The organism is Sphingomonas sp. AP28 (assembly GCF_056680455.1).
This window is the reverse complement of the sequence record NZ_CM155283.1, coordinates 2,910,104-2,931,941: the sequence shown is the minus strand read 5'-3', so window position 1 is coordinate 2,931,941 and position 21,838 is coordinate 2,910,104. Positions and strand designations below refer to the sequence as shown.

At 66.9% G+C, this 21,838-nt stretch carries 15 protein-coding genes; 5 read left to right on the top strand and 10 right to left on the bottom strand.

Annotated features, from left to right (window positions below):
* Positions 1-3: 3 nt before the first annotated feature.
* From AC1MH0_RS13505 to AC1MH0_RS13490, 4 genes are all read right to left on the bottom strand, one after another.
* Positions 4-1,200, bottom strand: coding sequence for a multidrug effflux MFS transporter (locus AC1MH0_RS13505; RefSeq protein ID WP_480965745.1), 1,197 nt, complete (start codon positions 1,198-1,200; stop codon positions 4-6).
* 151 nt (positions 1,201-1,351) lie between these two features.
* On the bottom strand, positions 1,352-2,095 hold the full coding sequence (locus AC1MH0_RS13500; RefSeq protein WP_480963205.1) for a class I SAM-dependent methyltransferase: 744 nt from the start codon (positions 2,093-2,095) through the stop codon (positions 1,352-1,354).
* A gap of 65 nt (positions 2,096-2,160) precedes the next feature.
* Positions 2,161-2,433: a DUF1488 family protein gene (locus AC1MH0_RS13495; protein WP_056061362.1), complete on the bottom strand. Its 273-nt coding sequence runs from the start codon at positions 2,431-2,433 to the stop codon at positions 2,161-2,163.
* 76 nt (positions 2,434-2,509) lie between these two features.
* A complete protein-coding gene (locus AC1MH0_RS13490; RefSeq protein WP_480963204.1) occupies positions 2,510-5,716 on the bottom strand; it encodes an autotransporter outer membrane beta-barrel domain-containing protein in 3,207 nt (1,068 codons plus the stop codon).
* Between the two features lie 135 nt (positions 5,717-5,851).
* Between AC1MH0_RS13490 and AC1MH0_RS13485 the strand changes: the two genes are divergently transcribed.
* The gene (locus AC1MH0_RS13485) at positions 5,852-6,343 is read left to right on the top strand and encodes a hypothetical protein (protein ID WP_480963203.1); all 492 of its coding nucleotides are present in this window, start codon (positions 5,852-5,854) and stop codon (positions 6,341-6,343) included.
* Between the two features lie 132 nt (positions 6,344-6,475).
* Here AC1MH0_RS13485 and AC1MH0_RS13480 read toward each other — a convergent pair whose 3' ends face one another.
* From AC1MH0_RS13480 to AC1MH0_RS13465, 4 genes are all read right to left on the bottom strand, one after another.
* Positions 6,476-8,890, bottom strand: a complete 2,415-nt coding sequence (locus tag AC1MH0_RS13480; RefSeq protein WP_480965744.1) for a TonB-dependent receptor — start codon at positions 8,888-8,890, stop codon at positions 6,476-6,478.
* A 2-nt stretch (positions 8,891-8,892) separates the two neighbouring features.
* Entirely contained in the window at positions 8,893-9,810 is a 918-nt protein-coding gene (locus AC1MH0_RS13475; RefSeq protein ID WP_480963202.1) for a FecR family protein, read from the bottom strand.
* 36 nt (positions 9,811-9,846) lie between these two features.
* Entirely contained in the window at positions 9,847-10,359 is a 513-nt protein-coding gene (locus tag AC1MH0_RS13470) for an RNA polymerase sigma factor (protein ID WP_480963201.1), read from the bottom strand.
* 107 nt (positions 10,360-10,466) lie between these two features.
* The gene (locus tag AC1MH0_RS13465; RefSeq protein ID WP_480963200.1) at positions 10,467-11,744 is read right to left on the bottom strand and encodes a chymotrypsin family serine protease; all 1,278 of its coding nucleotides are present in this window, start codon (positions 11,742-11,744) and stop codon (positions 10,467-10,469) included.
* A 125-nt stretch (positions 11,745-11,869) separates the two neighbouring features.
* Between AC1MH0_RS13465 and AC1MH0_RS13460 the strand changes: the two genes are divergently transcribed.
* On the top strand, positions 11,870-13,900 hold the full coding sequence (locus AC1MH0_RS13460; RefSeq protein WP_480963199.1) for a S9 family peptidase: 2,031 nt from the start codon (positions 11,870-11,872) through the stop codon (positions 13,898-13,900).
* A 269-nt stretch (positions 13,901-14,169) separates the two neighbouring features.
* Here the strand turns inward: AC1MH0_RS13460 and AC1MH0_RS13455 are convergent, their stop codons facing one another.
* Positions 14,170-15,105 (bottom strand): DUF808 domain-containing protein, encoded by a 936-nt coding sequence (locus AC1MH0_RS13455; RefSeq protein ID WP_480963198.1) that lies wholly within the window; start codon positions 15,103-15,105, stop codon positions 14,170-14,172.
* 133 nt (positions 15,106-15,238) lie between these two features.
* Here AC1MH0_RS13455 and AC1MH0_RS13450 point away from each other — a divergent pair, with 133 nt between their 5' ends.
* The 3 genes from AC1MH0_RS13450 (at position 15,239) to AC1MH0_RS13440 (ending at position 19,474) form a co-directional block, all read left to right on the top strand.
* Positions 15,239-16,261, top strand: coding sequence for an adenosine deaminase (locus AC1MH0_RS13450; RefSeq protein WP_480963197.1), 1,023 nt, complete (start codon positions 15,239-15,241; stop codon positions 16,259-16,261).
* A complete protein-coding gene (locus tag AC1MH0_RS13445) occupies positions 16,258-17,238 on the top strand; it encodes a bile acid:sodium symporter family protein (protein ID WP_480963196.1) in 981 nt (326 codons plus the stop codon). Before AC1MH0_RS13450 ends, AC1MH0_RS13445 begins: the two co-directional genes overlap by 4 nt.
* Before the next feature lie 79 nt (positions 17,239-17,317).
* On the top strand, positions 17,318-19,474 hold the full coding sequence (locus AC1MH0_RS13440) for a histidine kinase dimerization/phosphoacceptor domain -containing protein (RefSeq protein WP_480963195.1): 2,157 nt from the start codon (positions 17,318-17,320) through the stop codon (positions 19,472-19,474).
* Here the strand turns inward: AC1MH0_RS13440 and AC1MH0_RS13435 are convergent, their stop codons facing one another.
* Complete coding sequence (locus AC1MH0_RS13435) at positions 19,475-21,769, bottom strand: TonB-dependent siderophore receptor (protein WP_480963194.1); 2,295 nt, start codon at positions 21,767-21,769, stop codon at positions 19,475-19,477.
* Positions 21,770-21,838 lie beyond the last annotated feature (69 nt).

Here is a 21,838-nt window from a genome sequence, read left to right as displayed (position 1 = left end):
GTATCAGGCCTTGTGGTGCGCGTGGAACAGCTTGCCGCCTTCGACCACGTACACCACCGCCAGCACGCCCAGTCCGATCGCCAGATAACCGATCGCGAGCGGATAGGTCGTGCCATTGTACGACTGGCCGATGAGCGACCCGACGATCACCGCGCCGACGCTGGTGATGAACCCCTGGATCGACGATGCGGTGCCGGCGATGTGCCCGACCGGCTCCATCGCCATCGCGCCAAAATTGGAGCCGCAAAGGCCGATGCACGTCATGCTCAGCGCCTGGAACAGCATGTAGGTCCACAGCGACTCGGACCCCGCGGCGATCACGCCGATGTGGACCACCGACAGCGCGATCAGCCCCAGCACCGCGGCCTGCGATATGAGGCGCGTGCCGAGGCGCTCGACCAGCCGGCTGTTGGCGAACGACGCGCACCCCATCGAAAACGCGCAGACCGCGAACAGGATCGTGAACCGCTCGCCGGCGTGGAACTCGTCGACGAAGATCTGCTGCGCGGACGAGACGAAGGCGATGATCCCGCCGAACGTCATCGACGCGGCGACCGCATAGCCTGCCGAATAGCGGTTGGTCAGCGTCAGCGTGTACGCTTGGCGGAGCGACGCGAACGACAGTGGCGAGCGGCGCTCGATCGGCAGCGATTCCCGCAGCCGCGTCACCGACCACGCGAGGACGAACGCCGCAAAACCGGCCAGCGCGTAGAAGATGAACCGCCACGGACCGAACTGGAGCAGCACCTGGCCCAGGCTGGGCGCCATGATCGGCACGAGGAAGAAGATCATCTGCGCCACGGACAACGTGCGCGCCATCTGGCGACCCGAATACCGATCCCGCACGATCGCGACCGCGAGCACGCGCGTCGATGCGGACATCAGCCCCTGCAGAACGCGCGCGCCGAGCAACGCCGCGAACGTCTGCGATCCAGCCGCGAAAATGCTTGCCGCGACGAATCCCGTGAGCGTGACGAGCAGGATGATCCGGCGGCCGTAGCGATCGGCGAGCGGCCCGTAGACGAGCTGCCCGGCGCCGAAGCCGAGCATGTACGCCGTGATGATCCACTGGCGGTGATTCGCGGTGGCGATGCCAAGCTGGTGGCCGATATCGGCGAGCGCGGGCAGCATCAGGTCGACGCCGAGCGCGTTGACCGCCATCAACGCGGCGATGAAGGCGACGAACTCGCCTGGACGCATCGATGGGGCAGCAATTTTGTCGTTCATCGACGTCGCTTAGGACTGTCCCGGCTGGAACGCCATGCCCGAGCGCGGGACTCGATCGCGATGACGGAAAGGCGATGGCGACTGATCGAACGACGAGGATGCCGTCGATCAGTCGCCGATGCGCTTACGGCTTCTTGAACTTGTAGACGAACTGGTCGGTCGTGCCGCGGATCGCGGGGTCGAATACCGGCTTGGTGTGATCGTCGGCCGCATTGCGCAGTGCGGTGGACTCGCCAACGAACTTGAACCCCGCCGCCTGGACCTGCGCCTTCACCGTGGCCGGGTCGATCCGGTGCCGCGTCTCGGTTCCGCCCAGGCCGCTGCCGGGGGCATCCGCATGATCGATCACGACGTAGATGCCGCCGCGCTTGAGCATGTTGAACACTGCCTTGTCGAACGCCTTCAACGCGCCCTCGCCGCCGCCGTTGTTGGCGATGTCGTGGTAGTTCTGCACGGTCCAGAACAGGTCGACCGGCTTGGGCGAGGTCGGCAGGTTGGTGGTCTGGACGACGGCGGTGACGTTGGCGAGGTTGCGCGCCTGAAGTGCCGGCAACGTCTTCTCAGCGTATTTCGCGCTGGCTGCCGGCCACACTGCGTAGACATGGCCCTTGGGTCCGACGACGCCGGTGAAGATCCGGGTCCAGTATCCCGCACCCGGCAGGTAATCGACGACGACGTTGCCCGGCCGCACGCCGGAGAAGGCAAGGACGTCGGCGGCCTTGCGGCGGGCATCGTCACCTTGCTGATCGGCGCGCGCCGGATCGGCAAGCGCGCTGGTGACCGCGGGGCTGACCTTCTGCGCTTGCGCCGTCGGCGCGCCCGCCGCGATCGTCATCGCTACCGCAACGCTCGTCCAGATCGTCTTCATCATCCGTCTCCCACCGTCCGGACGACAATGCCGGCTCGGTGGGGAGGATCGGCCGGAAGCTGGCGCTAGTCCAGATCGTTTTCACTGATGACGACGATCTCCTGGTCGGGATCGCGCGCCAGTGCGACGACGCCGAGCTCCGCGATCTCTTCGGCGTGCTGCTTGAAGATCGCCACGGCGTCGCCTTCGGGCGATACCGTACTCAGCGCTTCGAGCACGTCGTACTGGACCGCGAACTGATAGCGTTCCTCGCTCACTTCGGCCTCGAACTCGACCTGGCGCAGGTCGCTATTGTCCTCGAGGGTCTTGGTGTCGATGTTCAAACGGTCTTCGGCCATATCTTCGCTCCTGCTATGCGCCGACAACAGTCCAGGGGCGGAATAGAGCCATTCCGCCCCTGAAAAGTGCGGTTGCCTAAAGCCCGATCTGGAGGTTGGCGCGCAGCGACAGCGCGACGCGGCCCTGTTGCTGCTCGGCGTTGAACTCGCCGCCCATCCGGAAGATGCCATTGCCGCCGACGCCGCGCAGCTTGCCGACCCAGCCGCTAGTGCGCTTGTCGGGGGTCAGCGTGAACGACTGGCCGCCTTCGAACGACGCGGTGGTCGCGCCCAGGCCGCCGCCGACGATCTGGCGACGGCCGCCCTCGGCTTCGACGCGGAACCAGCCATTCTCGAACTTGGGTCCGCCGAAGTTCAGCCCGAGTGCGCCGCTGCCGGTGACCGCCAGCTCGTCGCTGGTCCGCGACCGCACGACCAGGTCGATCGCCTTGCCGCCGCCGGTCTCGCTATAGCCGTCCTCCTTGAGCTTGTAGTAATCGATCGCGAGCACCGGGCGGAAGGTGAGCATGCCGGTGCCGGCCTCGTACGACAGGCCGCCGGATGCCGCGTACAGCGTGCCGTCCCAGTTGCCCTTCGAAGTCCGCGAGACCACTTCGCTGCCGATCGCGCCGGCGAACTGCCGGACACCGTCGAATTTCACCTTGGCGCCCGACGCGCGCGCATTGGCCTGCAAGCCGCCCCAATGCCCGCGCCAGTATCCGGCTAGTTCATACTGGTCCGAATTTACTTCATTATCCGTGCCGTCGTCCGCGTCCTGCCCGTGGAGATAGGCAATCGAGGTCCCGAAATTGCCTACGCCCGTCTTGTATTCGGCGCCCGCCGAAACGCCCCAGCCGCTGATGTCATAGCCCGCGGTATCGGCGACGCTTTTCGATGTGCCCCATGCGACCTGCGTTACCCAATAGCCCCACTTTCCCTCGTCCTTGAACGGGCCGTGCGGGTCGGCGAGCACGCGCGCGGTCGCGCGCGAGCCCATCGTCACCGCCTCGAACGTACCGCCGGCATGGTCGGGCAGCATCTGGCGGACCGAGCCGCGGAACGCGTCGGCCTCAGTGATGTTGAGAAACGCCCCGCCGACTTTCGCATCGTTGCCGAGCGCCTTGTAGATCGCGTCATAGGCCGAGGCCTGCGAACGGTTGAGCCCGAGCTCGGTCGACGATTTGCGAGCGACGTCGACGGCCAAGTCGTTGCCCGTGCCGGTCGCGATGCTGCCCTTGTAGAGGAACGGGAGCAACGTCGTGGTCGCGGTAAGGTTGGCGGCACCCGTCAAGGTGCCGGCGCGAAGGACGGTGTAGCGGCCTTCCGCGTCGACGACGCTGGTGAGCTTCAGGGCAAGCTTCGAATCCTTGTCGAACGATGCCGTGCCGGCGACCTGGATCATCGTGCTGGTGCCGCCGGCCTTGTCGAGCGTCACGGCGAGGATACCGCCGCCAGCGACCGATAGCGACGCGATCGACGCGGCCTTTGTGATGTCGAGCGTGCCGCCGTTGACCGCGACCGCGAGGCCGCCTGAATTGGCGAGCGTGCCGGAGAAGCGCGAGGTGCCGCCGAGCGTCAGCGTGTCGGCACCGCCACCGAAGTCCGCCGCGCCGCTGAACACTGAAGTCCCGGCGAGCGTGAGCGCGTCGTTGCCCGCACCGAACACTGCGCCGCCGTTGAAATTGGCGTCGCCCGATAGCGCGAGGCGGTTGTTGCCGCTGCCGAAGCGCGCGGTGCCGGCCACCGTGCCGTCTGCGACGTCGAACACGTCGTTGCCGCTGCCGAAGCGGACGTCGCCGACGATCGCGGGCGCCGCGATGCCGGTCGCGACTGCGGTCTGGCGAACAATCGTACCGGTGGTGTTAGCCGAGAGGTCGATCGCGACGTTGCGCTCGGAGGTGGCGAGCGCGCCCGATGCGCCGATCCCGCCGCTGTTCTCGACCAATGTGACGGTGCCCGATCGATCGAGGATCGCGATCGCCGTGCCGTCGGCGGCTTGTGCGGCAGCCTTGATGGTGCCGCTGTTGCGGATCGTCGCGACGGATGCGCCGGTATCGACCAGGACCGCCGTCGAGCGCGATGCGGTCGTACCGCCGCCTGCCGCGGAGATCGTGCCGGCATTGCGGATCTCAGGCGTGGACGCACCCGTGCCGAGCTTCAATGCCGTCGCACTTGCGCCGTTCGCTACGGCAGCGACCGTGCCGTTGATGCCGATCCCGCCTGCGATCGTCACCGCACCGCCAAGGCCGCCGATCGCCAGGCCGTTGCCCTCGACGCCGCCATAGACGCCGCTGCCCGCGATGCCGCCGTCAACGATCAGGCCGAACCCGGTTCCGGTCCCCGCGACAGCACCGATCGCGATGGCACGCGTGGCCGACCCGATCTGCACCGCCGGCGCTGCGCCGAACGAGGTAATCGCCGCCGAGCCTTCGGTGGCGTCGGGAAGACCGTCCTTGTCCTCGTCGGTATCGGTCGTGCTCGCGTCCTTCGGCGGGATCGCGAAGATGATCCCGCCCGAGACGTTGCCCGCGACGACCAGCGCGGATCCGCCCTGCAACAGGTCGTCGGCGTCGAGCTTGGTCGTATCGGCAGGCGCCGTCGCATAGCGATAGCCGGTCGAGCCGAGCGCGCCCTGCACCACGAGCGCGCCTGCGATGTCGCCATCGACGCGCGCGGCGACCGCGCCCTGTCCGATCGCCGCGATCGTGCCCGCGAGCCGGACGTTGCCGGTGACGTCGGCGATCCGCACGCCGGTCGATCCGTTGCCGGTGACAGAGGTCTGGCCGTCGTGCGTGAAGGCGCCGGTCAGCGGCCCGCCCAGCCAGATGCCGGCGGAGTTGTTGCCCTTCACGGTGATCGCGCCGCTGTTGACGATCGCGCCGGTGTACGCGCCCGCGGTGCGGATGCCGGTGCGTCCGGTGCCCGCCGCGAACGGGCCGTCGAGGTCGCCGTCCTTGTCGGTGTCGGTCGCGACATAGCTTTCGTCGATGATGATCTTGCCGGTCGCGGCGTTGGTAATGCCGCCGCCGGTACCTGCGTTGGCGAGGATGCCGGTCGATCCGTCGGCGTTGGTGACCTGGATCGTGCCTTCGTTCGTGACCGAGTTGACGCTGTCGATGGTGACCGCAGTGCCGGTGGTCGGCGTCACCGAACCAGCGGCGGCGATGCGGATATTGTCGGGGGCGCCGGCCTTGATCGTCGAGGTCCGCACCGTGTCGGTCCGCTTGGTATCGATCACGGTCTGCGCCTGGGCGCCCGTCGTTACCGCGAACAGGCAGGTGGTGGTCAGCAGGAGACGACGCATACGGAACCCTTTTCGATGTGTTTTCGAGAAGAGGACGGAGACGCGGCTCGCGAACCTTAACGTTGATGCAGCATGGCGCGGCACCAGGACCGCGGCGGCGCGTTATCGGCCCAACATCTTCAGGGAAACGCCAGCATGATCACCACCATCGCCGAACTCGACCGCATCCGCGACGACAGCAAGCGCCTCGTCACGACGCGGTCGATGATGTCGGCGGGCGCGGCGGTCGTGCCGATCCCCGGCGCGGACATCGTCGCGGACATCGGCCTGCTCACCAAGCTGCTGCCCGAGATCAGCAAGCGTTTCGGGCTCGATCACGACCAGGTGCAGAAGCTCGAGCCGCAGCTTGCGCAGCAGGCGCTGGTGATGGCGTCGAGTCTCGGCAACACGATGATCGGCCGGATGGTGACCAAGCGCATCGTCGTCGCGCTCCTCCGCCGCGTCGGCGCCCGCATCGCGGTTGGGTCGATGGCGAAGTTCGTGCCTTTTGCGGGCTCGGCGGTGGCGGCGACGATCAGCTTCGGCGCGATGAAGCTGGTTGGCAATTCGCACGTTGAGGATTGCTACAAGACCGCGCTGGCGTTGCTGCCGGCGGATCAGCGCGCGCTGGTGAACGCGAAGGGGTAAGCGTCGGGACCTTCTAGCTCCCCTCCCTGAAAGGGAGGGGCTGGGGGTGGGTCGGCCCGCTCGGGCCACCACCGTTCGAACACGCGGAAGCCGACCCACCCCCTACCCCTCCCTTTCAGGGAGGGGAGAAAGTCAGAAAGCGGCATCCAGTCCGATGCGGATCGTCCTCGGGCGTTGCGGAGTGATTTGGCCACTCCCGACTTGGAACGGTGTCCCCAGCGCGAACCGGTTGCCGACGCTGTCGGTCAGGTTCGTTACCCCGAGCGTCACGCCCAACGCAGGTCGCCCGACTCGCGCGGTGAGCGCCGTGTCGAGATAATCCCCCTGCTCCTCGCCCAGTACCGGGCCGACACCCAACCGCGAACGCCCGACATAGCGCGCCCAACCATACACGCGCAGTTCCAGACCTCGCCCGACATCACGTCGGTAGTCCGCGCCCAGCCGGCCGGCGTAGCGTGCGATATTCGGCACCTGGCTCATCCGCGCGAGCGCCACGAACAGGGCCGCGCTCGGTTCGGTCACGCGGCTGTCGTTATAGGTGAAGCCCGCATCGAGCGTCAGCCCCGCGACCAGCTTCCACCCGCCCGCCGCGCTGAACGTCCAGATCCGCCCGTCGCCGATGTTGGCGGTACTCGGCAGGCCGGTGGCGTCGATGAAGTCGGCCTGGATATCCTGCCAGATCGTGTGCGACACGCTCGCCGTCAGGTACGCGCGATCGACACCGGCGAGCCCGAAGCGCATGCCGGTCTCCAGCGTCCGCACGCGATCATTCTCGAACCGCCGGACGAAATCGCTCTCGATTGCCAGCCCGCCAGGTCGAAAACCCTGCTGGTATCGCCCGTACAACGACACCTTCGGCAACACTGCCGCGATCAGCGAGGCGGACGGCAGCACGCTCGTCTCGATCCGGTCGGCCGTCACGCGCGCACGGGCGAGCGCGACCGTTTCCAATCGTGCCGGTGCGATGTCCTCGCCGGTCCCCGCGAGCGACGCCCGCGTGACCCGCGCGCCGGCGGTGGCGGTCAGGCCGCGCACCAGTTGCACGCTGCCCTCGCCGTACAGCGTCGCTTCGTCGATGCTGTTGGTCACCCCGGTCACCGGCGCGGGCGCATCGACCGGGCCGAGCGAGCGCGACAACCGCGTGCGATTGTGCGTGAAACTGCCGCCGACCACCCAGCCGAACCCGTTGCGCATCGGCCGCCATACCCGCGTCTCGTTCGCGATCATGTCGGTCGCATTGCGCTGCGCGAACACGCGCGGACTGCCCGCGGCTGCCGTTGGGGGACTGCCGAATGCCGGCCAGTTGGTAATCGGTAGCGTCGGATCGATTGCTGGCAGGGTCGCGTCGTACCGTTCGGTCAGCGTCTGGCTGACGATCCCGGTCGAGGATTTGACCTTCACCCCGCCGATCGCGCCCGAGACGACGACCTGCCCCATCGTGTAATCCGCGGAGAACCCCTGCGCGATGGCGCTCGACCGGGTCAGCCGCGGCGCGTCGCGGTCGGCATATTGGCTATCGTCGCCCTTGGTCCACTGCCCGATCCCGCCGAGATCGACCGTCCAGCCATTCCCCGCATCGAGCCGCAGCGCCGCCCGGCCCCCACCGATCCGCGTCCGGTTGACGTCGCGGCGGTCGAGCACCGGATTGTCGATATACCCACCCTCGCTGACGCCGTAGCCGACGACGCGCAGCGCCACGCGCTCGCCGAGCGGCACGTTCAGCGTCGCGCCCAAATCCGCGCCCGGATCGCCGTGCCACGTCGCGGAGAGGCCGCCCGCAATCGACGCCGACACCGCGCCCAGTTCGGGTGCGTTCGGCACCGTGCGGATGATGCCGCCAAGCGAGCCTGCGCCGTACAGCGTACCCTGCGGCCCCTCGAGCACCTCGACCGAGGCGATATCGTAGAGCCGCAGGTCGGGATCGGGCGCATTGTAGCTCAGCCGCAGGTCGCCGAGATACTGGCCGACGGTAGTCTGGGTCGGCCCGGTAAAGCTGGAATCGGCGATGCCGCGGATGAACAGCTTGTTGCGGCCGGCGCCCAGATGCGTCGACGATACGCTCGCTAGCCGCGCGAGGATCGCCTCGGTCCCGCCCGCACCGCCGAGCGCGAGATCGACTCCATCGAGCAACGCGACCTGCCCTGCGAAATCGCGTAACCGGACGTCGCGCTTGCTGCCGGTGACGACGATGTCCGCGCCCTGGACCGCGGGTGGCACGGCGATCGGAACGACTTTCGGCCGCTTCACCCGAACGACGCGGGGCGTGCAGGCAGTCAGCCGCCATCCGACCGCACCCGCTGCGACGACATCGGCATTCGCCGCAGTCGCCAGCCGGTCCAGAGCCTCGCGTGCAGTCATCCGACCGCGTACCGCGGGCACGCGCCGCGCCCAAAGCCCTGGATCCCCGACGACGATACTCGTCCCCGACTGACGCCCGAGCGCCAGCACCGCGTCCCCAAGACGCCCCGCCGGCAAGTCGACCGCCCCCTGCCCCGCCTGCGCAGGAGCGGCGACGGCGAGCACCGCGACGACCAGACATCCGCGCATCTTCACGAGCGGGAGGACATCACCCAGTGACCGCCACGCTTGCGAATCGCCACCCCAAGCAACGGCGCGGCGAGCCGTGGATCACCGGACAGCTTGGCGGTCGCGATGCTGCCGCTGAACGCGCGCTTCGCAACGCCCGGATCGGCGCGCAGGTCGACGCCGAGCGCGCGCGACAGGTCGTCCGCGACCTCCGCCAGCGTCGCGCCTTCATACGCCAGCACGCTGTCACGCCACGATCCGACGCTGGCGACATCGACCGCGGTCACGGTCGCCTTGCCGTCGCGCACGACCAGCCCCTGCCCCTTCACGAGCCGGATGCCGTCCTGTCCCGGATTATAGTCGACCGCGCCCTCCGACACCGCGACACGCGTTTCACCGCGCCCGCGCTTCACGTCGAACGCGGTGCCGACATCGACCAGACGCGCGCCGCCGACGCTCACCTCGAACGGATCGCTGTCATCGTGCCGAACGACAAACATTGCCTCGCCGCGCTCTAAGGTCGCGATCCGCTGATCGTCGCGATCGAGCATCAGCCGCGTCGCACCACCCATCGCGATCGTGCTGCCATCGGCAAGCCGAACCGTCCGCATCGTCCCCGCCGCCGTCTCGACCGCGTAAGGATGCGCGCGCGTCTCGATCGACTCATACCCGGCGAACAGTGCGAGCGAAGCGGCGATCGCTCCACCAGCCCATACCGGCCAGCGCCGCCGTGAAGGCTGCATCCCGATCGGCGCGGCCTGCACGGGCGGCACCGTCGCCGCCATCTCCTCGATATCCATCGACATGGCATGATACGCCGCCGCATGGCGCGGGTCCGCCTCCAGCCAGGCGTGGAACGCCGGCCAGTCGTCGAACGCATCGCCGCCGGTCCGGACGACCCAGTCCAGCGCGCGCGCTTCGATATCGTCATGCTCCGCCATCATGGCCTCCTATAGCCGAAGACGGAGACGTTGCGATCAAGCCTCATCGTAACGTCGCTTCGCATCGATCATCGCGCGATACGCCTTGCGAAGATCGCCCTCGACGGTGCTGAGGCTCACCCCGAACTCGGCCGCCACGGCGCGCTGCTCGACGCCGTCGATCCGGTGACGTCGGAAGATCCGCGCCGCCCGGTCGCCGACCGACTGCAACGCCGATTCCGCCAGTGCCGCCTGCTCGCGTGCGATCACGACGCGTTCGGCGGAGGGCTCCTCGGAGCGGTCGAGCGACGGTCCCCCCGTCGCCTCGGTCCATTCGCGATCGCGCTTCTCGGCCTGCCGCACCGCGCGGTGGCGATCGAGCATCAGGTTGTTCGCCATCCGGTAGAGATACGACAGCGGCGACGCGATCGGCCCGGTAGGGGCAGTCTGGATCCGTACCCACAGCTCTTGCAGCAAATCCTCCGCATCGCCCGCGCCGAGCGAGCGGATGAACCGCAGCAGCGTATCTCGATTTGCTAGGAAAACGGCCTCAAGGCCCGAGGAGTCCATGTCATGCCCGTGTCGATAGGCCGCCGATCGGCGCTCGGCGGCACCGTGTTCCCGGCGGGACGTACAGCGCTTGGCGGGGAGACACAATCAGCGCGCCCCGTACCGGGTTACTGGTGCAACAGCGTCCAGCCCTGCGGCAGGTAGTCGGTCGACATATAGTAGTAGAACAGGCACGTCCCATCGCGACGATAGGTGCCGCCCTTGACGAGGCCGAGCGCGGTGCTGCCCTCGAACACCGGCGCGCCGCTGTCGCCGGCCTTGCACGTCGGCCCCTCGACCGCGACCCAGGTCGGCAGGCACGCGCCACCGCAAAGATCGCCCGCCGGCGCGAAATCGACCATCGCGATCACCGCACAGCTATAGCCGGTACGCTCGCCGCGATGGCACACGAAGTCACCGGCGCGCGTGCTCGTGCGGTAGCGCCACGTCGCGACGGGCCGCGCGACCGTCTTGGCGGTATCCGCGTAGAACAAAGGTGCGTAGCTGACGTCAGGTGCGGTCGCGACGTTGACCTGTACGTCCTGATACCCCCAGCCCCATTGCCCGACGAACGCCAGCGGCCATTCCTCGCGACTGCCGTCCGAAGGGCGCTTGCCGACATAGGATAGCGCATCCGGGCAATGCGCCGCGGTGACCACGCCATTGCGCAGCCCGTCGGACACGACGAAGCCGGTCGTGCAGGCGTAGCGCTTGCCGTCGACCGTCCCGACCACGCGCCCGCCGCCCTCGATCGCGCCGCTATCGACCGGGGCGGGTATGAGCATGGGGACCGGAGCGACCTGATCCTGCGCCATGTCCGCGGGCGGCTTATCAACGGCTTCGATCCGCACCGGAACGCCGGTCATCGTCGCGGTCCGGGCGCGCAGCGCGCCATCGCGGTCGAGATCGGCATCACCCGATGCGATCATCACTACCAGTTCGCCTGTCCTCTGATCGACGCCGAGCCCGGGCGGGTGCGGGAGGGACTCGCGAATCTTCGCCTGATACGCCGTGATCGCGGCGAGCACCGCCTCGCGCGTTGCAGGTGCGCCGGTCCGAAAGACGATCGGCACAACCATTCCACCCGCCATCACCGACTGGTCGGCTACCGGATCGGTGCCGGTCAGCAGCACGACGATGCGGTAATTCGGCTGATGCTCGATCGCGACCCCGGCCCAGCGATCCTTGTAGGTTTCGCGCAGCGCGTCGGTCGTCGGCACGGTGGCGCCCTGCGCACGCATCCGCCGCAGCGCCTCGTCGAACGGCACGCCGAACCGGGTCGCATACTCTCCCGCATCCTGCATCAGCGCGTCGACCGGCAGTTGCACCTGCGCCGCCGATGCTGGCCCCGCCCCGAGTGCAAGCAGCGCCGCCGCCAGAAACCACCGAACAGACATAGTGAACATGAACGACGAAATCCTGGGCGCGCGGGTCTTCTGAGGCGTCATACCCCCATGATCTGAACCGGTGCTTTCACGCAAGCGATCGAGGTGATTGCGCGCGATCTCGCAAGCGTCCTATCAAGCACGCCATGAAGATCATGCTCTCCGCCAGCCTCGCCGTGCTCGCCTTTGCGAGTGCCCCTGCCGCTGCCCGGCAACTCACCATCGACGACGTGACGATGCTCAGCCGCGTCGGTGCGCCGACCGCGTCGCAGGATGGGCATTGGCTCGTCTGGGCGCAGCGCGAGACCGATCTCGCGGCGGACAAGGGGCGCTACGATCTCTGGCGGCTCGACCTGACCACGCCGGGCGCGACGCCGGTGAAGCTGCTCGCCGATCCGCAGGTCAACGAGAACGACCCGCAGATCGTCGGTTCGACCGTGTATTTCACGTCCGACAAGGGCGGCGAGGATGCGATCTGGTCGGTGCCGGTAACGGGCGGCACCCCGCGAAAGCTGACCAGCTTCAAGGGCGGGTTCAGCGGCTTCAAGGTTGCGCCGACCGGCGACAAGCTGCTCGTCTGGGCGGATCGCAAGCCGGGTGCGCCGAGCCTCGAGCCGGCGATGGTGAAGAAGGATCCTAACGCGGGTGCCGGCCGGACCTACGACCAGCTGTTCGTGCGGCATTGGGATACGTGGGCGGACGGCACGCGCTCGCAGCTGTTCGTGTTGCCGCTGACCGCCGCAGGCGCGACCGGAAACGGCGTTCCACTGGTCGGCGCGTTGGTTGGCGATACTCCGTCCAAGCCCAATGGCGGCGGTGAGGAAATTTCGTGGAGTCCGGACGGCCGCACCGTCTATTTCGCGCTGCGCGAAGCCGGCCGGATCGAAGCGCTGTCGACCAATCTCGACATCTTCTCGGTGCCCGCGGACGGCTCGGCGGCACCGGTCAACCTGACCGCGACGAACAAGGCGACGGACAACCTCCCGACCGTATCGCCCGATGGCCGCACGCTCGCATATTTCGCGATGCGTCGGCCGGGGTTCGAGGCGGATCGCCAGGTGCTGACGCTGCGCGATATCGCCAGCGGCAAGACGGTGTCGCTGACCGAGCGCTGGGACCGATCGGTCGGCTCGATCGCGTGGGCGCCGGACTCGAAGTCGCTTTACGTGACGGCGGACGATACGCAGGAGACGCCGCTGTTCCGTGTCGATGCGACGAGCGGCGCGGTGACGCGGCTGACGCAGGAGGGTCACGTCAGCGCGGTCGCGATCACGTCGCGGGGGCCTGTGGTGGCGATCGACAGCCTCACCGCACCCGCCGATTTCTTTCGGGTGGGCACCGGCGCACCGCTGCGGCTGACGCAGGTCAACGCCGCAAGGCTCGCCGGGATCGACATGCCGACCGTTACGCGGTTCAACTTCAAGGGCGCGAACGCCGACACCGTCTGGGGCTATGCGGTGAAGCCCTACGGGTCGAACGGGAAGGTCCCGATCGCGTACATGGTCCATGGCGGCCCGCAGGGATCGAGCAACAACAGCTGGTCGTATCGCTGGAATCCCGCGGTGTTCGCGGGCGCGGGCTACGGCCTGGTCGCGGTCGATTTTCATGGGTCGACCGGCTACGGGCAGGGCTTCACCGACGCGATCAGCAACAACTGGGGCGGCTGGCCGCTCGAGGATCTGCAAAAGGGTCTAAAGGCCGCGACCGACAAGTTGGCGTGGCTCGATGCCGACAATGCGTGCGCGCTCGGTGCGTCGTACGGCGGCTACATGATGAACTGGATCGAGGGGCAGTGGCCCGATCGCTTCAAGTGCATCGTCCAGCATGACGGCGTGTTCGATGCGCGCGCGATGGCGTACGAGACCGAGGAGCTCTGGTTCGACGAATGGGAGCATGGCGGGAAAGCCTATTACGAGGACCCGCAGGCGTTCGAGAAATGGAACCCGGTCAATTATGTGGCGAAGTGGAAGACGCCGATGCTGGTGATCACCGGCGAGAAGGACTTCCGCATTCCGTACACACAGGGGCTGGCGACGTTCACCGCGTTGCAGCGGCGTGGGATCCCGTCGCGGTTGCTGGTGAACCCGGGCGAGAACCACTGGGTGCTGAAGCCGAAGAACTCGCGGCAATGGTATGGGGAAGTGTTGGGCTGGATGGGGAAGTGGACGGCTAAGTAGGGGCTGCCTCTTTCCCTCCGAAGCTGCCACACCGGCGGATGAGCACCACCCCGGCGAAGGCCGGGGCCCAATTGGAAAGGTCGCAGTAACGACGGGCTGTCCATCGTTACCTCCGTTCCCCAATTGGGCCCCGGCCTTCGCCGGGGTGGTGTTTTATGGTGGTGGTAGCGTCTTACAACCGACCGCGACGTGTTTCCCCGCGAAGGCGGGGACCCAGACTGGGCTCCCGCCTTCGCGGGAGAACAAGGTAGGGTGGACAACGCTCCCGGTCAGTGCGCCTTCGGCTTCTTCACCGCATGCAAGCCCAGCGCGATCACGCCACCCAGGATCAACCCGACGATCCCCGAGAAGAACGCATTCATCACCCAGTTCACCGCGCCCTTGGCGAACGGCACCGCATGCGAAGCCGCCTCAGCCGTATCGTGGATCCAGTGCGGCAGCGTCGTGAGCCCGAACTCCTCGATCCCGTGAACGATGATCTGCCCGCCGACCCACACCATCGCCGCCGTCCCGATCACCGACAGTGCCGACATCACGATCGGCATGCCTTTCACCAGCCCACGTCCGATCGCCTGCACGACCGCGCTGCCGCGCTGTGCAAGATGCAGCCCGATATCGTCCATCTTCACGATCAGCGCGACCACGCCGTAGACGCCGATCGTGATGACGATCCCGACCAGCGCCAGCACGATCGCCTGCTCCCAGATCGGCTTGGTCGCGACATCCGACAGCGCGATCACCATGATCTCGGCGGACAGGATGAAGTCGGTGCGGATCGCGCCCGAGACCTTCTGTGCCTCAAGCGTCGCTGCGTCGACCGGCTCGGCGACGACCTCCTCGACATGGCCGCCGCCGAACGCCTCGAGGATCTTCTCCGCGCCCTCGAAGCACAAATAGGTGCCGCCGATCATCAGCAACGGCGTCAGCAGCCACGGTGCGAACGCGCTGAGTGCCAGCGCTGCCGGCAGGATGAAGACCAGTTTGTTGCGGAACGATCCCAGCGCGATCTTGCCGATCATCGGCAGTTCGCGCTTCGGCTCGAACCCGACCATGTAGCGCGGCGTGACGGCGGCATCGTCGACCACCACGCCGATTGCCTTGCTGCCCGCCTTGCCGGTGGTCGCGGCGATATCGTCGAGGCTGGCGGCGGCGAGCTTGGTGATCCCGGCAATGTCGTCGAGCAGTGCGACCAATCCTGTCGGCATCGATGGTGTCCTTCGCGTAAGTATCGGCGCTCGGTAACGTGACAGGATTGTCATGCAACGGCTTTCGCACTTGCGGTAGTGCGTGGCGGGCGGAATGGTTGCAGCCGACGCGACCCAAGCGACAGGACGGATCATGACCCCCTTCCCGAACGACGACTTCATCACGAACCTGCCCAAGGCGGAACTGCACCTCCATATCGAGGGCAGCCTCGAGCCCGAGCTCATGTTCGCGCTGGCCGAACGCAACAAGGTCGCGATCCCGTTCAAGATCGTCGAGGACGTCCGCGCGGCGTACAGTTTCACCAATCTCCAGACCTTCCTCGACATCTACTACGCGGGTGCCGCGGTGCTGCAGACCGAGGAGGATTTCCGCGATCTGGCGGTCGCCTATTTCGACCGCGTCGCGCAGGACGGCGTCGTCCATGCCGAGATCTTCTTCGATCCGCAGACGCACACGCATCGCGGCATACCCTTCGATGTGGTCGCACGCGGGCTGTTCGCGGGGATCGACGAGGCGCAGGCGAAGCACGGCATGTCGGTCGGGCTGATCATGAGCTTCCTGCGCCATCTTGACGAGGAAGACGCGTTCAAGACGTTCGCGCAGGCGGAGCCGTGGCTCGACCAGTTCATCGGCGTCGGGCTCGATTCGTCCGAGGTCGGCCATCCGCCCTCGAAGTTCGCGCGCGTGTTCGCGGCGTCGGCGGATGCCGGGCTGATGCTGTGCGCGCATGCCGGCGAGGAGGGCCCGCCCGCCTATATCCACGAGGCGCTCGATATTCTTCAAGTCGACCGGATCGACCACGGCAACCGCGCGCTGGAGGATCCGGCCTTGGTCGCGCGCCTCGCACGCGATGCGATGACGCTCACCGTGTGCCCGTTGTCGAACGTAGCGCTGCGCAACGTCGACCGGCTGGAGAACCATCCGATCGACCGGATGCTCGATTTCGGCCTGCGCGCGACGATCCATTCGGACGATCCGGCCTATTTCGGCGGCTATATCGGCGAAAATTTCCGGCAGACGGCGCGAGCTAAGAACTTGTCGCGCGAGCAGGTCGTGACGCTCGCGCGCAACAGCTTCCTTGGCAGTTTCCTGGATGACGACGCGCTCAGCGGTCATCTCGCGACGCTCGACGCCTATGTGAAGGCGCATCCATGATCGGGCGGTTCCTCTCCGTCTTCGAGCCGTTCATCCTGATGCTGCTCGGGACGGTCGTCCTGGCGAGCCTGTTGCCGGCACGCGGCGAGATGGCGACGATCGTCGGCTACGCGGCGGATATCGGCATCGTCCTGCTGTTCTTCCTCCACGGCGCGAAGCTGTCGCGCGAGGCAATCTGGGCGGGGCTCCGCAACTGGAAGCTGCATCTCGCGGTGCTGGCCATCATCTTCGTCGCGTTCCCGCTGTTCGGGCTCGGGCTGACCGCGTTGCCGTTCGTGACCGGGCCGCTCGCCGCCGGGCTGTTGTTCCTGACGCTGCTCCCCTCGACCGTGCAGTCCTCGATCGCCTTCACCGCGATTGCGCGCGGCAATGTCGCGGCGGCGGTGTGCAGCGCGTCGTTCTCGAATCTGCTCGGTATCCTCGTCACGCCGGCGCTGGTCGCGCTGCTGATGAACACTTCGGGCAGCGGGGGGATCTCGATCGAGAGTATCGAGGCGATCGTGCTACAACTGCTGGTTCCGTTCGTCGCAGGACATCTGTTGCGGCCGTGGATCGGTGCGTGGGTGACGCGCAACAAGGGCCTGCTGACGGTGGTCGATCGCGGTTCGATCCTGCTGGTCGTCTACAGCGCGTTCGGTGCAGCGGTGGTCGAGGGTCTCTGGACCAAATTGTCGATCGGCGACCTGATCCTGATCGGACTGTTGTGCGCCGCGCTGCTCGCCTTCGTGCTCGGGCTGACGTTTGCCGTCGCACGGCTGATGAAACTCCCCCGCAAGGATGCGATCGTGCTGCAATTCTGCGGCTCGAAGAAGAGTCTCGCGTCGGGCGTGCCGATGGCGGGCGTGCTGTTCCCGCCCGCGCAGGTCGGCGTGATCCTGCTGCCCGTCATGCTGTTCCACCAGTTGCAGCTGATCGCCTGCGCCGTAATCGCGCGGCGCTATGCCGAGTCCGCGCCAAGCGATACTGCTTCAGATTAATATCGTAACCCGCTGCGGGTATTTGCTTTGTTCCGCCGGGGGCTGCATGATTGAGACTCGATAGGAGAGTTTCGGGTAGATGAACGCGTCGAGCGATATTGCCGGTTCCACCGATGGCGTGGGGCTGGACCTCAATGCGTGCGACCGCGAGCCGATCCACATTCCCGGTGCGATCCAGCCGCATGGCCTGCTGCTCGTCGCCGATGTGGCCAGTCTGACCGTCGTGGCGGGTGCGGGCGATCTGGAGACTCGCCTGACTCCCGACTGGCTCGGCCGCGACCTGTCGGCGCTGTTGGCGCAGGACATCGATGCGACACTCACCGCCAATGACACGGTCGCCGGCGTGGCACTTGCCGGACTGCCGGTAGCGGGCCTGACCGAACGGTTCGACGTCACCCTTCACCGCACCGCGGAGCATGTGCTGGTCGAACTCGAACTTGTCGAAGGTGAGCCGGTCACCGCGGCCGGCATGCTCGGCCGTCTCAACGCGATGGCGATGACGTTCGAGCGCGCGAGCAACCTTCAGGCGTTGTGCGAGCGCGCCGCGACCGCGTTCCGCCAGTTGACGGGTTTCGACCGCGTCATGGTCTATCGCTTCCTCGACGACGAGGCGGGTCGCGTGATGGCGGAGGACAAGGCGACGGGGCTCGGTACGTTCCTCAACCACCATTTCCCCGCGTCGGACATTCCGAAACAGGCTCGCGCGCTGTACGTGCGCAACCGGACGCGAACGATCCCGACGATCGATTACGCGCCCGCGGTGCTCCGCCCCGCCGGGTTCGAGACGCTCGACCTGAGCGACGTGGCGCTGCGCAGCGTGTCGCCGATCCATCTGCGGTATCTCGCCAACATGGGCGTGGCGGCGTCGGCCTCGATCTCGATCGTCAAGGACGGGCTGCTCTGGGGCCTGATCGCCTGCCATCACGGCTCGTCGAAGGGCCTCACGCCCGACATCCGTGCGGCGTCGGCGACTTTGGCCGGCGGGCTCGCGCGCCAGATTCGCGCAAAGGAAGAGGCGGAGACGTACCGCGAGCGGCTGCGGCTGCGTGCGGCGGAGGATGCGGTCATCCCCAAGCTCGCGACCGAGCCGGCCCCGCGCAGTATCGTTGCTGCGTTGCGCGACGATCTCCGACGGATGCTCGACGGCGACGGTTTCGCCTATGTCGAGGGCTCGATCGTCGACACCGACGGGCCGTGTCCCGGCAAGGACGACATTCTCGATCTTGCCGCATGGGCACGCACGCGGGGCGTGATCGAGCCGTTCACGACGCATGAACTGTCGGCACTGTTGCCCCGCGCCGAAGCTTACCGTGCGCAGGCGAGCGGCCTGCTCGCGCTGCCGCTGGTCGACGAGGGAGCGGTGCTGTTGTGGTTCCGGGCCGAGCAGATCGAAGAGGTCGAATGGGCGGGCAATCCGCACAAGGCGGTGTCGGTCGATCCCAACGCCGTGCTGACGCCGCGCACGTCGTTCGAATCGTGGACGCAGGCAGTCAGCGGTCGATCGCGGCGCTGGACGCGGGAAGAGATCGAGGCCGCTCACCGCCTGCGCCGCGCGTTCCACGACGCGCATATCAACCAGCGCCTGCGCCTGCTCAACGCCGACCTGCAACGGACGCTGGCCGACAAGGATGCATTGATCGCGCAGAAGGACGTCCTGATGAAGGAGGTCAATCACCGCGTACAGAACAGCCTGCAACTGGTCGCGGCGTTCCTGTCCTTGCAGGCGAAGTCGTCCGACGACGCGAAGGTGAAGGAGCATCTCGCCGAGGCGCAGGCCAGGCTCGCCGCGGTCGCGCTGGTGCATCGCCGGCTGTACCGCGACGACCAGGTCGAGTCGGTCGACCTGTCGCGCTACATCGAGGAACTCGCGGGCGACATGCAGACGTCGCTGGGCGAGGACTGGGCGGCGCAGATGACGCTCGATCTCGCCCCCGTGCTCGTCGCCACCGATCGCGCGGTGAACATCGGGCTGGTGCTGACCGAACTCGTCATCAACGCGAGCAAATACGCCTATCGCGGCGATGCCGGCCCGATCCACATCATCCTCGAACAACATCGCAACCGACTGCGCCTGATCGTCGCGGACCAGGGCGTCGGCAAATCGGGCACGCGGATCGGCTTCGGCAGCCGGATGATGAACGCCATCGTCGCCGGGCTGTCGGGCACGATCGAGCAGGACGACAACATGCCCGGCTTGCGCGTGATCCTGACGGCGCCGGTCGACGACGTCCGCTGATCACCAGTTGAAGCGGAGCGATCCGACGACGGTGCGCGATGCGCCGAAGTAACAGCTGTTGACGAAGAAGCAGCTCGCGATGTGGCGCTTGTCGAACAGGTTGGCGACGTTCGCGGTCAGGCTCAGGCCCTTGAGCGACTCGTGGAACTTGCCGAGATCGTAGCCGAGCACCGCATCGACCAGCACATAGCCCGGCGACTGGAACCGCGTGGTGAGCGTCTGGTTCGCCTCCACCCGGGTCGCGGTGCCGTCGGACTTGCCGACATACCGCACGCCGCCGCCGATGTTGAACCCGGACAGCGCGCCGCCGCCGGCGCGTGACAGGTCGTAGTTGACGAAGCTCGACGCGCTCCACTTGGATATGCCGAGCGGCTTGGTGCCCGTGACGCCGCTCAGCTGATCGCCGGTGCCGACGACCGGCGTACCTCTCGTGACTTCGGGGACGGTATAGGTGCCGGCGACCGTGACGGTCAGGCCCGGGGTGATCTCCCCTCGCCCGTCGAGTTCGATGCCGCGCACCGCGACCTCGCCGATCTGGATAGAGAAGTTCGGGTTGGCGGGATCGGTCGTCGGCACGTTCTGGCGGCGCAGGTCGAACGCGGACAGCGTGAACAGTGCGTTGGTGCCGCGTGGCTGGTACTTCAGCCCTGCCTCGTACTGGCGCCCGGTGACCGGCACGAACGATGCGCCGTCGAAGCCTGTGCCGGTCTGCGGCTCGAAGCTTTCCGAATAGCTGACGAACGGCGCAAGGCCGAACTTCGTCTCGTACAGCGCGCCGAGGCGGCCGGTGAACGCGGTCTGGTGGAGCCGCGTCATGCCGCTAGCCGCCCCTGCCGCGGCGTTGCGGTTCACCGTCGTCTGGTCGTACCAGTCGTAGCGGCCGCTCGCGATCAGTTGCAGCCCACCGATCGCGATCTGGTCCTGCACATAGGCGCCGACCTGGTCGATCTTGCGGAAACTGCGCGTCTGGGTGAGCGGGAAGTTCGGCTGCACGCCGCCATAAACGGGCGCGAACAGGTTCAGGTTCGGGATGCTGGTTGCCGGATTACCCGTGACGCCGGTGTTGAACTGCTGGTCGTTGTTACCCTGGTTGTTCTGCCAGTCGACGCCCGCGAGCAGCGTATGCTGCAACGGCCCGGTCGCGAATTTCGCGGTCGCGTGGTTGTCGATCGTGATCGTTCGGAACGACTCGTCCGACCCGCCGCCGCCGCGCACGATCGTCGAGAAATCGGTGTTGCGATTGGCGCCCGTGCCGGTCGTCGCGAATGCCGAGAGATAGATCTGGCGATAATGGAGATCGACGTCGAGATAGCGCGCGCTGGTCGCCCAGCTCAGCTTGTCGTTGAAGTCGTGGCGGAACAGCAGCGTGGCCGATTTCTGCTTGCGATCGAACGCCTCGTACGCCGGCTCGCTTACGTTGAAGTCGGTCGCAAACTGGCCGAACGGGTTGGTGAGCGCGGAGCCGTAGACGGGCACGCCGCTATACGAAGCAGACTCCGGATCGCGCTGGTAATTGAGGATCAGCGTCACGCTCGTCGCCTCGTCCGGCGCGAAAGTCAGCATCGGCCGCGCATAATAGCGCCGGTTGCCGGTCATCGCGACGAACCCGTCCGATCGCTCCGCGCCGGCGATGACGCGGAACAGCCACTTGTGGTCCTTGTCGAGCGGCTGGTTCACGTCGATCGCGCTACGCAACAGGTTGAAATTGCCACCCGCCAGCTCGATCCGACCGCCGGACTCCGCATAGGGGACCTTGCTGGTCAGGTTGACGAGGCCGCCCGGCGTCGAGTTGCCATAGAGGACCGACGCCGGCCCCTTGATCACGTCGACGCGCTCGACGAGGTGAAAGTCGATCTGCGGCGTGGAATAGACGCCGCCGAGCAGCCGCATCCCGTCCATATATTGGCCGGGCGCGAAGCCGCGGACGTAGAGCTGGTCGTAGCGGGTGGCGACGTTGCCGCGCTGGTTGGGCGAGACGCCCGCGACATAGCCGAGCGCCTGGTTGATCGACAGCGCGTTGCGGAGCGTCAGTTCCTTCTCGTCGATGCTGGTGATGACCTGCGGCGTGCGGATCAGCGGCGTCTCGGTCTTGGTGCCGGTGCTGCCGGTCTTGCGGATACGCTCGCCGTTGACGACGATCTCGTCCTTGCGCGTCTGGATATCATCCTCCGCCATCGCGGGTTCGACCGCGTCAACGACTGCCGGGGCAGGCACATGCTCTGCCGCGAATGCAGGCACTGCGATGCTGCCCAACGCCGTCCCCAACAGCATCCCGACCATGAAACGTCCCCGCATAAGCGCTACCCACTTTGATATTGATAATGACTCGCAAAGCCCGCTAAAGGCGGTTTGGAAGCGCGGCAA

What these genes read in the sequence shown, in the direction of transcription:
- AC1MH0_RS13505 (WP_480965745.1), bottom strand. Translation starts at nt 1,200, where the DNA reads ATGCGTCCAGGCGAGTTCGTCGCCTTCATCGCCGCGTTGATGGCGGTC.
- AC1MH0_RS13500 (WP_480963205.1), bottom strand. Translation starts at nt 2,095, where the DNA reads ATGAAGACGATCTGGACGAGCGTTGCGGTAGCGATGACGATCGCGGCG.
- AC1MH0_RS13495 (WP_056061362.1), bottom strand. Translation starts at nt 2,433, where the DNA reads ATGGCCGAAGACCGTTTGAACATCGACACCAAGACCCTCGAGGACAAT.
- AC1MH0_RS13490 (WP_480963204.1), bottom strand. Translation starts at nt 5,716, where the DNA reads ATGCGTCGTCTCCTGCTGACCACCACCTGCCTGTTCGCGGTAACGACG.
- AC1MH0_RS13485 (WP_480963203.1), top strand. Translation starts at nt 5,852, where the DNA reads ATGATCACCACCATCGCCGAACTCGACCGCATCCGCGACGACAGCAAG.
- AC1MH0_RS13480 (WP_480965744.1), bottom strand. Translation starts at nt 8,890, where the DNA reads ATGCGCGGATGTCTGGTCGTCGCGGTGCTCGCCGTCGCCGCTCCTGCG.
- AC1MH0_RS13475 (WP_480963202.1), bottom strand. Translation starts at nt 9,810, where the DNA reads ATGGCGGAGCATGACGATATCGAAGCGCGCGCGCTGGACTGGGTCGTC.
- AC1MH0_RS13470 (WP_480963201.1), bottom strand. Translation starts at nt 10,359, where the DNA reads ATGGACTCCTCGGGCCTTGAGGCCGTTTTCCTAGCAAATCGAGATACG.
- AC1MH0_RS13465 (WP_480963200.1), bottom strand. Translation starts at nt 11,744, where the DNA reads ATGTTCACTATGTCTGTTCGGTGGTTTCTGGCGGCGGCGCTGCTTGCA.
- AC1MH0_RS13460 (WP_480963199.1), top strand. Translation starts at nt 11,870, where the DNA reads ATGAAGATCATGCTCTCCGCCAGCCTCGCCGTGCTCGCCTTTGCGAGT.
- AC1MH0_RS13455 (WP_480963198.1), bottom strand. Translation starts at nt 15,105, where the DNA reads ATGCCGACAGGATTGGTCGCACTGCTCGACGACATTGCCGGGATCACC.
- AC1MH0_RS13450 (WP_480963197.1), top strand. Translation starts at nt 15,239, where the DNA reads ATGACCCCCTTCCCGAACGACGACTTCATCACGAACCTGCCCAAGGCG.
- AC1MH0_RS13445 (WP_480963196.1), top strand. Translation starts at nt 16,258, where the DNA reads ATGATCGGGCGGTTCCTCTCCGTCTTCGAGCCGTTCATCCTGATGCTG.
- AC1MH0_RS13440 (WP_480963195.1), top strand. Translation starts at nt 17,318, where the DNA reads ATGAACGCGTCGAGCGATATTGCCGGTTCCACCGATGGCGTGGGGCTG.
- AC1MH0_RS13435 (WP_480963194.1), bottom strand. Translation starts at nt 21,769, where the DNA reads ATGCGGGGACGTTTCATGGTCGGGATGCTGTTGGGGACGGCGTTGGGC.